Origin of the sequence: Streptosporangium fragile, from assembly GCF_039534445.1 — a bacterium.
In the GTDB taxonomy this organism is placed as follows: Bacteria; Actinomycetota; Actinomycetes; order Streptosporangiales; family Streptosporangiaceae; genus Streptosporangium; species Streptosporangium fragile.
The window spans coordinates 82,164-94,469 of sequence record NZ_BAAAVI010000020.1; the positions used below are offsets into that span (position 1 = coordinate 82,164).

9 protein-coding genes are annotated in these 12,306 nt (G+C 72.8%); 4 read left to right on the forward strand and 5 right to left on the reverse strand.

All coding sequences use genetic code 11. The annotated features are described in order from the left end of the window. Positions 1-31: 31 nt before the first annotated feature. From ABD841_RS15765 to ABD841_RS15775, 3 genes are all read right to left on the reverse strand, one after another. A complete protein-coding gene (locus ABD841_RS15765) occupies positions 32-2,530 on the reverse strand; it encodes a polynucleotide kinase-phosphatase (protein ID WP_344972031.1) in 2,499 nt (832 codons plus the stop codon). Then, positions 2,523-4,166: a 3' terminal RNA ribose 2'-O-methyltransferase Hen1 gene (locus ABD841_RS15770; RefSeq protein WP_344972034.1), complete on the reverse strand. Its 1,644-nt coding sequence runs from the start codon at positions 4,164-4,166 to the stop codon at positions 2,523-2,525. The genes ABD841_RS15765 and ABD841_RS15770 overlap by 8 nt, the downstream gene beginning before the upstream one ends. A 174-nt stretch (positions 4,167-4,340) precedes the next feature. Beyond that, positions 4,341-5,264 (reverse strand): LLM class F420-dependent oxidoreductase, encoded by a 924-nt coding sequence (locus tag ABD841_RS15775; protein ID WP_344972036.1) that lies wholly within the window; start codon positions 5,262-5,264, stop codon positions 4,341-4,343. A 146-nt stretch (positions 5,265-5,410) separates the two neighbouring features. On the opposite strand from ABD841_RS15775, the gene ABD841_RS15780 reads away from it, so the two are divergent. From ABD841_RS15780 to ABD841_RS15795, 4 genes are all read left to right on the forward strand, one after another. After that, positions 5,411-6,481, forward strand: coding sequence for a glycoside hydrolase family 18 protein (locus ABD841_RS15780; protein ID WP_344972038.1), 1,071 nt, complete (start codon positions 5,411-5,413; stop codon positions 6,479-6,481). Positions 6,482-6,724: 243 nt separating this feature from the next. Next, entirely contained in the window at positions 6,725-7,267 is a 543-nt protein-coding gene (locus ABD841_RS15785; RefSeq protein ID WP_344972040.1) for a hypothetical protein, read from the forward strand. Positions 7,268-7,825: 558 nt separating this feature from the next. After that, positions 7,826-8,596 (forward strand): Clp protease N-terminal domain-containing protein, encoded by a 771-nt coding sequence (locus tag ABD841_RS15790; RefSeq protein ID WP_344972042.1) that lies wholly within the window; start codon positions 7,826-7,828, stop codon positions 8,594-8,596. Between the two features lie 2 nt (positions 8,597-8,598). Next, a complete protein-coding gene (locus ABD841_RS15795; protein ID WP_344972044.1) occupies positions 8,599-8,799 on the forward strand; it encodes a hypothetical protein in 201 nt (66 codons plus the stop codon). 20 nt (positions 8,800-8,819) lie between these two features. Here the strand turns inward: ABD841_RS15795 and ABD841_RS15800 are convergent, their stop codons facing one another. Both ABD841_RS15800 and ABD841_RS15805 read right to left on the reverse strand, forming a co-directional pair. After that, the gene (locus ABD841_RS15800) at positions 8,820-10,073 is read right to left on the reverse strand and encodes a class I SAM-dependent RNA methyltransferase (protein WP_344972046.1); all 1,254 of its coding nucleotides are present in this window, start codon (positions 10,071-10,073) and stop codon (positions 8,820-8,822) included. Between the two features lie 65 nt (positions 10,074-10,138). After that, on the reverse strand, positions 10,139-12,211 hold the full coding sequence (locus tag ABD841_RS15805; protein WP_344972048.1) for an APC family permease: 2,073 nt from the start codon (positions 12,209-12,211) through the stop codon (positions 10,139-10,141). Between the last annotated feature and the right edge of the window lie 95 nt (positions 12,212-12,306).

The following is a 12,306-nucleotide window of genomic DNA, read 5'->3' on the forward strand; positions in this document are numbered from 1 at the left end:
GCCCTCCTTGTCACCTGCCTTTATCGAAAAATCACAAACGTGGATCGACCGGCTCGGACTCCAGCGCCAGGACGGCGAAGACCGCCTCGTGCACCCGCCACAGCGGCTCGCCCGCGGCCAGCCGGGACAGCGCCTCCAGACCGAGCGCGTGCTCGCGCAGCGCCAGCGAGCGCTTGCGGCCCAGGAACCTGACGCGCAGGACGTCCAGGCTCTCGGTGTAGTCGGGCCCGTAGATGATCCGCAGGTACTCGCGCCCGCGGACCTTGACCCCCGGCTGCACCCGGTTCGGCGCGGCCGGCCGGTCCAGCGGCTTGACCACCATGCCCTCCCCGCCCGCGGCGGTCAGGTCCGACCACCAGGCGGTCGCCGCGTCGGTGGACTCCTGCGAGGCCAGATCCACGAACACGTGCCGGGTGGACGCGATCAGCGGGTCGTCGAGACGGGCCAGCATGTCCAGGTGCCAGGAGTGCGGCTCGTCCACGGCGGTCGCCCGGCCCTCGCAGGCGAGGATCTGGAACGGCGCCACGCGCAGGCCGTCCAGCCCGGAGACCGGCCAGCAGTAGCGCGCATAGGCGTCCCGGAAACGGGCAGCGTTGTCCGAGCGGCGGCGGGTGCGATCCAGGAGGTTGCCCACATCCAGTCCGCGCCCGTCCGCCGCCTCCAGCACGGCGAGCGCCTCGGGCAGCGCCGCGCGGGCCGCGGCCCCCACCGAGGCGTACTGGCTGCGGATCAGCTGCTCCGCCTTGGCCGACCACGGCAGCAGCTCGCAGTCGAGGGCCAGCCAGTCGGAGCCCAGCTCGTCCATGAGCGGCGCGCACACCTGCCTGAGCCGGTCGACCAGTCCGGCGGTGTCGGGGAAGAACGATCTTCCGGTGCGGGTGTAGACGGCCCCGCTGCCGCCGTCCGTCACCCCGAACCGGGCGGCCGCCACCCCCGGGTCCCTGGCCAGGACGGCCACGGCCCGCGAGCCCATGTGTTTCTCCTCGCACACCACCCGGGTCACCCCGGCCGCCGCGAACTCGGCGAACGCCTCGGCCGGGTGCTCCAGGTAACCGTCGAGCCGGGAGGCCTCCGGCGGCGCCATCGTCGGCGGCAGGTACACCAGCCAGCGCGGGTCGACCGCGAACCGGCTCATGATCTCCAGTGCCGCCGCCGCGTTCTCCTCCCTGATCTTGACGTGGCCGCCGCCGTGGCGCGTCTCGACGTACCTGGTGTCCCGAACGTCGTCGATGGAGAGCACGCCGGGCTCGCGGTGGCCGGGCGCGGTCAGCGGCCGCGTCGGCTCGTACCAGACCTTCTCCGCCGGGACGGAGACGATCTCGCGCTCCGGGTAGCGCAGCGAGGTGAGCCGGCCGCCGAAGACCGCGCCGGTGTCCAGGCAGATCGTGTTGTTGATCCACTCCGGCTCGGGGACGGGGGTGTGGCCGTAGACGACCATGGCCCGTCCCCGGTACTCCCGCGCCCACGGGTAGCGCACCGGCAGGCCGTACTCGTCGATCTCCCCGGTGGTGTCGCCGTACAGCGCGAAGGAGCGCACCCGGCCCGAGGACCGGCCGTGGTACGCCTCCTTGAGTCCGGCGTGGGCGACGACGAGCCTGCCGCCGTCGAGCTGGTAGTGGCTGATCAGCCCGTCCATGAAGGCCAGGGCCGCGCGCCGGAACTCCTCTGGCTCGGCGGCGAGCTGGTCCAGCGACTCCTGCAGGCCGTGGGCGACCTTGACCTTGCGGCCGTTGAGCGCGCGGGCCAGCTTCTGCTCGTGGTTGCCCGACACGCACAGCGCGGTGCCGGCCTCGACCATGCCCATGACCAGGCGGAGCACGCCCGGCGAGTCGGGGCCCCGGTCGACCAGGTCGCCGACGAACACCGCCGTCCTGCCCTCGGGGTGCACGGCCCCGGCGCCGCCGGGGTCGATCCGCCAGCCCAGGACGCGCAGCAGCGCCTCCAGCTCGGCACGGCAGCCGTGCACGTCGCCGATGATGTCGAAGGGCCCGGTCAGCTCGCGCCGGTCGGTCCACGCCTTCTCGGTGACGACGGTGGCGGCCTCGATCTCCTCCACCCCGCGCAGCACGTGGACCCGGCGGAAACCGTCGCGGGAAATCTTCGCCATCGACCGGCGCAGGTCCTTGCACTGCCGGGTGACGACGTGCGCCCCGAAGTCGCGGTCGGGCCGGGTCGCGTTGCGCGCGACCGCCACCTCCTCGGGCACGTCCAGGACGATCGCGTCGACCAGCACGTCGTGCGACTTCGCGAGGTCGATCAGCTTCCTGCGCGCCTCCCACTGCACGTTGGTGGCGTCCACGACGGTCAGCAGCCCGCGCCGCAGCCGGGTGCCGGCGATGTAGTGGAGCACGTCGAAGGCGTCGGGCGTGGCGCTCTGGTCGTTCTCGTCGTCGGCGACCAGCCCGCGGCAGAAGTCGGAGGAGATCACCTGCGTGGGCGCGAAGTGCCGGCGGGCGAAGGTCGACTTGCCGCTCCCGGAGACCCCCACGAGCACGACGAGCGACATCTCCGGCACGGCGATCTCAGTCATCTCCGCCTCCCTCGGGCACAAGGCTGAACAGGGCCATCTGGGTGGGCGGGCCCACCTCGGGGTCGTCGTCGCCGACGGGCCGGAAGGCGGCGCGGTAGCCGTACTCGCCGCAGACCTTCGCCGCCCACGCCCGGAACTCGGCACGGGTCCACTCGAAGCGGTGGTCGGGGTGACGCATGCCCGTCAGGAACTCGTAGCGCACGTTGTACTCGGAGTTGGGGGTGGTGACGATCACGTGACCCGGCCGGGCGGTGCCGAAGACCACCCGCTCCAGCGCGCCCAGCCGCGGCGGGTCGACGTGCTCGACGACCTCCATCAGCACCGCGGCGTCGTACCCGGCGAACCGGTCGTCGGTGTACGTCAGCGCGCCCTGGAACAGCTCCAGCCGCTCCCTCCGCCGCTCCGGCATCCGGTCGAGCTTCAGCCGCCGGGCCGCGATCGTCAGCGCCCGGGCCGACACGTCCGCCCCGGCCACCTTGGTGAAGCGGGGCCGCTCCAGCAGCGCCCCCACCAGCTCACCCGAGCCGCAGCCCAGGTCGATGACGCGCTGTGCGCCCAGCTCCTCCAACGCGTCCAGCACGGCCTGGCGGCGCAGCACGTTGAGCGGCCGCCGCCTCACGGCATCACCGGTCTCCCCGGCCTGCCCGGTCTCACCTGCCTCCCCCGCGGGCGGCGTCCCGCCGGGGCGGGGCGGCTCGGCGGACCCGGCGGGCTCCGCAGCGGACCCGGCCGCACGGTCCGCGAGGTCCGCCTCCCCGGCGGGCTCGGCGGCGGATGTGAGCTCGGCAGGCTCCATGAGCCCGGCGGCGGCGAGCTCGGCGGACTCCGCAACGGCGGGATCCACAGGCTCGGCGGCGGGATCCTCCCCGATCGGGGGATCGAGCTCCTCCTCCACGTCGTCGCCGATCTCGGCGAGGCGGGCGAAGGCCGTGCGGGTCAGGGTCAGGCGGCGGCCCAGGTAGCGACGGGTGATCAGGTTACGCTCCGGGTGGCCGGCCAGCCAGGACTCGCCCGCCCTGATCAGCTTGTCCACCTCGTCGGAGGCGACCCAGTAGTGCTTGGCGTCGTCGAGCACCGGGAGCAGCACGTAGAGCTGGTTGAGCGCGTCGGCCAGGCGCGTCTCGCCGCGCAGCGCCAGCCGCACGTAGCGGGAGTCGCCCCACTCGGGGAACCCCTCGTCCAGCGGGATCGCCCCCGCCTCGACCGCCCAGCCCAGCGGCTCGAACAGCCGGTGCGCCAGCTCGGGGCCGCCCCTGCAGGGCAGCGCGGGAAGGGTGATCTCCAGCGGGATCGGGGCGGCGGCCAGCTCGGGACGGGCGGCGCAGCGGCCGGCGCGCGCCGTGCGGAAGACCTCGCCCAGCGCCACGGCCAGCAGCGACGACGCGGCGTAGGGCCGGTCGTTGACGTACTGGCCGAGCGCGTAGTCGGGCGTGGACCGGCCGCGGGAGCGCACCAGCCGGACCGGGTCGACGTCGAGCAGCAGCGCCGCCGTGCAGCGCTCCCGGCTCACCTCCGGGTACAGGACACGGGCCACGCCGTACGACTGGGCGAACTCCTGGACCCGGTCGGGGTGCTTGTGCAACAGGAACCCGAGATCGGTCGCGGGCCGCACGGTCGTGGAGATCGTCAGCAACACCCGGTTCAGTGTGCCGGAGACACTGCCGGCGCGGCCATCCATTAACCGGTCGCCGCCGGACCGGCCGCCCGCGCCGGGACACGGACCGCACGCCGGGGTCCGGCCGGTGCGCGTCACCGGCGTCCTCGCCGCCCGGCGGCGAGGACGACCGTCTCCGCGGAACCGGGGAGCGCGTCACACGTGGGGCAGGACCTCGGCGGCGATCAGCTCCAGGTGGTCGAGGTCCGACAGATCCATCACCTGCAGGTAGACCCGGTCGGCGCCCAGCTCGGCGAACCGGCCGATCTTCTCCACCACCTCGGCCGGGGTGCCGGCCAGGCCGACGGCGCGCAGCACGGCCAGGTCCTGGCCGATGGCCTCGGCCCGCCGGGCGAGCTCGGTGTCGTCGGCGCCGACGCAGACGGTCTGCGCGGCCGAGTACAGGATCGGCGAGCGGCCCTCGGCCTCGCACGCCTCGCGCACGCGGCCGAAGGCCGCCGCGGTGTCGTCCGGGGTGTGGAACGGCACGTTGTACTCGTCGGCGAACCGGGCGGCCAGGCGCGGGGTGCGCCTGGCGCCGAACCCGCCGATGATGATCGGCGGCCTGGGGCTCTGCGCGGGCTTCGGCAGCGCCGGGGAGTCGGCCAGCCGGTAGTGGGCGCCCTCGAAGGAGAACGTCTTGCCCATGGGAGTGGTCCAGAGCCCGGTCAGGATCTCCAGCTGCTCCTCGAACCGGCCGAACCGCTCGCCGATCGGCGGGAACGGGATCCCGTACGCGACGTGCTCGGCGTCGAACCAGCCGGTGCCGAGGCCGAGCTCGACCCGGCCGCCGCTCATCTGGTCGACCTGGGCCACGCTGATCGCCAGCGGGCCGGGCAACCGGAAGGTCGCGGGGGTGACGAGCGTGCCGAGCCGGATCGTGGAGGTCTCCCTGGCCAGGCCCGCCAGGGTCGTCCAGGCGTCGGTGGAACCGGGGCCGGGGTCGCCCGGCCCGATCCGCATGTAGTGGTCGGAACGGAAGAAGGCGTCGAAACCCAGCCGCTCCGCGGTCCGCGCGACCGACAGCAACTCATCGTACGTGGCGCCCTGCTGCGGTTCCGTGAAGATCCTCAACTTCATGGGGACCATTATCCGGGCACTCCGGACGGCATCCGCAGAAAGTCCGCGCGGTGGCGTGGGCACTTGCTACCGTTCAGGCCTCCACAGCTCGGAGTAGCGGATCGAGCACCGAGCGCGATCGATCGTGTCGCCGGAAAGGGAATCGCATGGCCGCGACGACAGACCACTCCGCCGACGATCAGGCCACGCGCCGCGCCCGCGAGCCGGGCGTCCCGCCCCGCCCGCTCGTCGCACTCGCCTCGGTCCTGCTCGCCGCCGGCACCGGTGTCGCGATCTGGCTGCTCCCCGGCAGGACCGACGGCGACTGGGCCGGGAGGCCCGGCACCGGGGCGGCTCCCGCGCCGGCCACGGGAGCGACCGCCGGGCGCACGGCCGAGCAGGGTGCCGCCCCCGCGGTCGCCCGCCCGTCGGGCTTCGTGACGTTCGTCGACGCGGTCCGCGACCCGCTGTTCGACCTGCCCAAGGTGGCCCGGAAGAGCCGCGTGCACTGGTTCACAGTGGGCCACCTGACCGCCGGGCACCACGGCTGCGTCCCCCGCTGGGGCGGCACGCGGGAACAGGACGGCGCTCCCGTCGCCGACCGGCTCGGCCGCCTGCGGGCCGCCGGCGGCGACGCGGGCCTCGCCTTCGGCGGCCCGGCCGGGCGCGAACTGGCCGCCGCCTGCGCCGACCAGGCCCGGCTGACCGCCGCCTACCGGCAGGCGATCCGCGCCTTCGACGCGTCCTACATCGACTTCGAGCTCCACGACAGGGCCGACGCCGCCACGGTGTTCCGGCGTGCCAGGGCGATAGCGACCCTGCAGCGCGAGGCCGCCCGCGCGGGTCGTCCTCTCACGGTGAGCTTCACCCTGCCGGTCACCGCGGCGGGACTGTCCAGGAGCGATCAGGAGATGCTCCGGGCCACCAGGGCGGCCGGCGCCGAGATCGCGGCCGTCAACCTGCTCACCCCGGTCGACCACGGCGCGGGCGGGCAGCGCCGCCTGCTCCCCGTCGCCTCGGCCGTCCGCAGCGCCCAGCCACAGATCGCCCGGTCACTGGGCGAGAGCGCGGCCTGGCACCGGATCGCGCTGACACCCGTCCTGACCGGTTCCGGTGATCTCACCGAGGGCGACGCCCGCAAGCTCCTCGCCTTCACCAACCGGAACAACCTGGCCTGGCTCTCCGCCCGGGGCGCCGCCCTCACCCCGGACGTCACCCGGTTCCTCGCCGCCCAGTAGGGCAGACATCACACCCCATCCCCCAGATCACCGCGTTCACCATTTCTCCCGGTTCTCCGGCGATTGCCATGCTCCATAGTGATCTCGCGCAGTCTCGGCTTCGGGTACGCGGCAGTTCGCCGGCCGGGCTCCGGGCCGACGGCATACGGCTGCGGGGAGACCGGAACCCGACCTGCTGGAACGCTCCCACCAGCGGGTGGACAGATGTCGAGGCAGGCTCATGACCGTCTAGGATCAAGCCTCATGATCGTGAACCTTGCGCTCAGCGCCGCGCTCGCCCTGACCGGAGTCTCCACGGGGACCGCCACCAAGACGGTGTCGTTCCGGGGCTTCAGTATCCAGGTCCCGGCCACCTGGAAGGTCGAGAAGGACCCGGTCGGCAACCTGTACGTCAGCACCGGCTCCTGCCCCAAGAACGCCCTCCAGTGCGCCGGCTTCTCCATCGGCGGGCCCGGGGACATCAAGACCGCCTACGAGGGCGGCCCGTACCGGCCGAACGAGCCCTACCACCCCGGCAGCGACATCGGCTACTGCCCGCCCGACAAGCGGTACGCCATCGACCAGCCGCCCGCCAGGCCGGCCAAGGCGGGCGGCGCCCCGTTCGGCACCGGTCACAAGGCGCGCTTCGCCGAGTGGCGGCTGCGCTGTATGACCGTGACCGGCAAGGCGACCTCGATCACCTACACGCAGCGCATCTGGTACCTGGCCGCGGAGAAGGTGATCGTCGTGGACGAGTGGAAGACGCCCGGCCTGGCGAAGATCCTCGGCAAGGCCGTGTGGAGGTGACCGGAGCCGTCAGGGCTTGCGGCCGACCGCTCCGTACCGGGGGATCTCTCGGCCGGTGAACCGGGTGTCCGGGTCGGGCCGCAGGCGACGGCAGCGACACGAGCCCCGGCTCCAGGGGTTCCGGGCCGTCGAAGAACTGCAGGATCTCCGGGGAGCGAGCGTGATCGGGTGCCTCCGCCGGCGCTCCAGGCGGCGGCCGCGGCGTTCACGGCCTCGCTGCGCACCCCCGGGAAACCGTATACCCGCAGGCCGCGGACCGGACGGTCTCGACCGCCTTGACCGTCTGGGAATCGAGGCACCCGGCTGTGGGCAGCTCACCGCGTCCGGCCGGCTTCACACAGAGTGCGGTTGCGAGGGTGTTCAGGTCTGTCGTCACAAACGGATCATGAACGCCCTCGCTCCGTTTCCGCAGGTGATCCCTTGGGCTCAATCATCCAGGGCGAGCGCGGAACCGGATCTCCGGAACGCGCGCCCGGCCGCCTCCGTCCTCGTAGACATAGGCCCCTACAGGGGGTATGAATGGGTTATAACCCTTCTGTAACCCCACAGGGAGGCGTGGTGCCGAAGATCAATGTCTACCTGCCCGACGAACTGGCCGAGGCGGTGAAGAAGGCGGGGGTGCCCGTCTCGGCCGTCTGCCAGCGCGCCCTGGAACAGGCCGTGCAGCGGGTGACCGCCATCCGTGAGACGGCACTGGCCGCCCCTGACGTCGACCGGCTGACGGCCCGCTTCACGCATTTCACCCCGCGAGCCCGGGAAGTGATCAAGCTCTCGGTCGAGCAGGCGCGGGCCTCGGGCGCGGCCGAGGTCGGCACCGAGCACCTGCTGGGTGGCATGCTGGCCGAGGGCGGCAACCTGGCCCTGCAGGTCCTGGGCGCCCTGGAGATCGAGCCCGCGGAAGTACGGCGCCGGTTGGACCACCTGGGCGCCCAGTCCCCCACCCCGCCCGAGGACGGTGACGCCGAGCTGACCTTCGGGGCGTCGGCGGCGGCGGCCCTGGAGCTGACCGTCACCGAGGCGACCGCCCTGGGCCACAACTACGTCGGCTGCGAGCACCTGCTGCTCGGGCTGATCACCGAGCCCGACGGGGCCGCCGGGCAGATCCTGCGCGGCCTGGGCGCCGAGCAGCGGCTGACCCGCCGCGCGGTCTCCGCCGCCCTCGCCGGGTACGTCCACCTGCGGGCCCAGACCCAGGCGGCGGCCCCGCCCCCGGCCCTGCCCGCCGGCGCGGCGGAGGCCCTGTCCGCCGCCGTCCGCGAGGAGCTCCGCCCGATCCTGCGCAGACTCGAACGGCTGGAGGAACACCTGGGCCCGGCGGACGGGGCGTAACCGTGTACGTGATCCTGTCCGTGGTCGTCCGCGCGGTCGTGGGCACGGCCGTCGGCCTGATCGTGGGCGCGGGCGCGGGGGCGGTCGTGGGCGTAGTCGTGGGCATGACGGCCGGCGTCGGCACGGGCGTGGTCGTGCGCGGCGCTCCGGACGCGCCGGCGGGAAGCCGGGACGCGGCAGGACGCCGGGGCACGGCGAGATGACGCCGCCGCGCCCCCGCCGGTCACTCCCGGACCTGCTCGCTGACCAGCAGGGCCAGGCACTCCACGTGGTGGGTCATCGGGAAGGCGTCGAAGGCCCGCAGGTCGGCGAGGGGGTAACCCCGCTCGGCGAAGCGGGCGAGGTCGCGGGCGAGGGTGGCCGGGTCGCAGGAGACGTAGACGATCCGGGTGGCCTCAAGGGTGGTGAGACGGTCGACGACGTCGCGGCCGAGGCCGGCCCGGGGCGGGTCGACGACGACCAGGTCGGCGCGCTCGATGTCGAAGCGGTCGAGGGCGTCCTCCACGCGGCCCCGGGCGAAGCGGGCCCAGGGCAGGTCGCGGAGGTTGCGCTCGGCGTCGCGGACGGCGGTGGGCTCGGATTCGACGCCGAACACGGCGCCCTCGGGGCCGACCGCCTCGGCCAGCCCGGCGGCGAACAGGCCGACGCCGCAGTAGAGGTCGAGGGCCCACTCGCCCGGCCGGGGGGCGGCGAACTCCAGGACCGCGTCGAGCAGGGTGGCGGCGGCGCCGGGATGGACCTGCCAGAAGCCGCTGCCGGTGACCTGGAAGTCGCGCTCGCCGACGCGCTCGACCAGGTGCCTGCGGCCGTGGACGACCCGGGTGCGACCCCTGCCCTCGTCGACGAAGACGGCCACGCTCGTGTCGAGGTCGGGCACGGCCACCGTGCGGCGGGGTTTGGGGGCGATCACCACGGCCTGGTCTCCGGTGCCGGAGGCGATGACCTCGACGGAGGAGGCGTTGCGCCAGTTCATGACCTCGACGCCGACGTTCTCCACGTCGGGGTGGGCGATCAGGCAGGCGTCGATCGGCTCGATGTCGTGGGAGCGGTGGCGGCGCAGCCCGGCGGTCCCGTCGCGGTCGACGGCGAACTGGACGCGGGTGCGCCAGCCGAGGCCGTCGGGGGCGCCGGGGACCTCCTCGACGACGCCCTTCCAGTCGACACCGGCCAGGCGCCTGAGCTGCTCGGCGACCACGTCGGCCTTCAGCCGGCGCTGGGCGTCGAGGGAGGCATGCTGCCAGTCGCAGCCGCCGCAGCGGCCGGGACCGGCGAACGGGCACGGCGGGACCACCCGGTCGGCGGAGGCCTCCAGGATCTCCACCGCGTCGGCCCGCAGGAACCGGGAGGTCTCCTCGGTGATCTCGGCCATGACGCGCTCGCCGGGGAGCGCGTGCCGGACGAAGACCACCCGGCCGTCATGGCGGGCGACGCACCAGCCGCCGTGCGCCACCGGCCCCACCGTCAGTTCGATCGCCATGGCCGTGCTCCCCCAGAGTTCGTCGTCGGTCAAGCCTCCCCGCGGTCAGGAACGCATACGAAAGGTTAAGCCTTGGCGCCCCGGTCCCGGACCACCTCGTCCCGCGGCCGCTCCTGACCGGCCACCTCGTGCCAGGGGCGGCGGACCGAGCCGGGGGCGAAGGGCTCGGGACGGCCCTTGAGCCGGTCGGAGGAGCGCAGCTGCCAGGGCACGCTGATGACCATCACACCGGGCTGGAAGAGCAGGCGGCCCTTCAGACGCAGCGCGCTCTGGTTGTGCAGGAAGTGCTCCCACCAGTGGCCGACGACGTACTCGGGGATGTAGACGCTCACCACGTCGCGGGGCGAGCGGCGGCGCAGCGACTTGACGTACTCCAGGATCGGCCGGGTGATCTCGCGGTAGGGCGAGTCGAGCATCTTCAGCGGCACCGGGATGCCGCGCCGCTCCCACTCGGCCTCCAGGGCCTTGGCCTCGTCGCCCTCCACGCCCACCGTGATGGCCTCCAGCTTGGAGGGGCGGGTGGCGCGGGCGTAGGCGAGGGCCCGCAGGGTCGGTTTGTGGATCTTGGAGACCAGGACGATGGCGTGGTTGCGCGCGGGCAGCATCGACTCGTCCAGCTGGCCGTCCTCGGCGACGGCGAGCTCGCGGGCGACGTTCTCGTAGTGCCGGTGGATGCCCTTCATCGTCAGGAACAGCACCGGCATGGCCACGCAGACGATCCACGCCCCGTGGGTGAACTTGGTGACCAGCACGACCACCAGCACCACGCCGGTCATCACGGCGCCGAAGAAGTTGATGGTCCGGGAGCGGTGCATCCGGTGCCGGACCTTGGCGTCGGTCTCGGTCTTCAGGTGCCGCGTCCAGTGCAGGACCATGCCGGTCTGGCTCAGCGTGAACGAGACGAAGACGCCCACGATGTAGAGGTTGAGCAGGCGGCTGACGTCGGCGTCGAAGCCCCACAGCAGCAGGCAGGCCCCGGCGGCGAGGATGACGATGCCGTTGGAGAAGGCGAGCCGGTCACCCCGGGTGTGCAGCTGGCGGGGCAGGTAGCGGTCCTGGGCCAGGATCGAGCCGAGCACCGGGAAGCCGTTGAAGGCGGTGTTGGCCGCGAGGAACAGGATCAGCGCGGTGACGGCGGCGATGGCGAAGAAGAGGACGGAACCGTTGCCGAAGACCGCGTCGGCGACCTGGGCGATGATCGGCTGCTGGTAGTAGTCGGGTCCGGCCGGCCGGCCGTCGATCAGCACGTCGCGGGCGGCGACGGAGGGCTCGGCGACCTTGACCCCGGAGGCCAGGCCGAGCGTGATGATGCCGACGAACATCGTCACCGCGATGAGGCCCATCATCAGCAGCGTGGTCGCGGCGTTCTTGCTCTTGGGCTTGCGGAAGGCGGGCACCCCGTTGCTGATCGCCTCCACACCGGTGAGCGCGGCGCAGCCGGAGGAGAAGGCGCGCAGGATGAGGAAGGCCGCCGCGAAGGAGGTCAGGTTGGTCTGCTCGGCGACGATCTCGTAGTCGGCGGTGGGCGCGCGCAGCTCGTCGCCGAGGACGAGCAGCCGGAAGGCCCCCCAGGCGATCAGGCCGATGACCGAGATCATGAAGGCGTAGGTGGGGATCGCGAAGGCCGCGCCGGACTCCCGGATGCCGCGCAGGTTGACCAGGGTCAGCAGCACGACGATGGCGATCGCGACCAGCGGCTTGTGCTCGGCGACGTAGGGGATGGTGGCGCCCACGTAGTCGACGCCGTTGGCGACCGAGACCGCGACGGTGAGCACGTAGTCGACCATGAGCGCGCTGGCGACGGTCAGCCCGGCGTTATGGCCGAGGTTGACGGTGGCGACCTCGTAGTCGCCGCCCCCGCTGGGGTAGGCGTGCACGTTCTGCCGGTACGACGCCACGACGGTGAGCATCACGACGACGACGGCGAGCGCGACCCAGGGGCTGAAGTGGTAGAAGGAGACTCCGGCGAGGGAGAGGATGACAAGGATCTCCTGGGGGGCGTAGGCCACCGAGGAGAGCGCGTCGCTCGCGAACACGGGCAGCGCGATACGTTTGGGGAGCAGTTGCTCGTGGAGCTGTGTGCTCCGCAGTGCACGCCCGATGAACAGGCGTTTGACAAGGTCTGTCGCCTTCGACACGTCTGCCGATGCTAGCCGTTGTTTCCCCGCCCCACTGACGCGGCACTCCCAGAGCGGGCCATACTGGCTGAATACATCGACAACAAGATCCGCCT

Coding starts and splice junctions, on each gene's coding strand:
- ABD841_RS15780 (WP_344972038.1), top strand. CDS start 5,411: ATGGCCGCGACGACAGACCACTCCGCCGACGATCAGGCCACGCGCCGC.
- ABD841_RS15775 (WP_344972036.1), bottom strand. CDS start 5,264: ATGAAGTTGAGGATCTTCACGGAACCGCAGCAGGGCGCCACGTACGAT.
- ABD841_RS15800 (WP_344972046.1), bottom strand. CDS start 10,073: ATGGCGATCGAACTGACGGTGGGGCCGGTGGCGCACGGCGGCTGGTGC.
- ABD841_RS15785 (WP_344972040.1), top strand. CDS start 6,725: ATGATCGTGAACCTTGCGCTCAGCGCCGCGCTCGCCCTGACCGGAGTC.
- ABD841_RS15765 (WP_344972031.1), bottom strand. CDS start 2,530: ATGACTGAGATCGCCGTGCCGGAGATGTCGCTCGTCGTGCTCGTGGGG.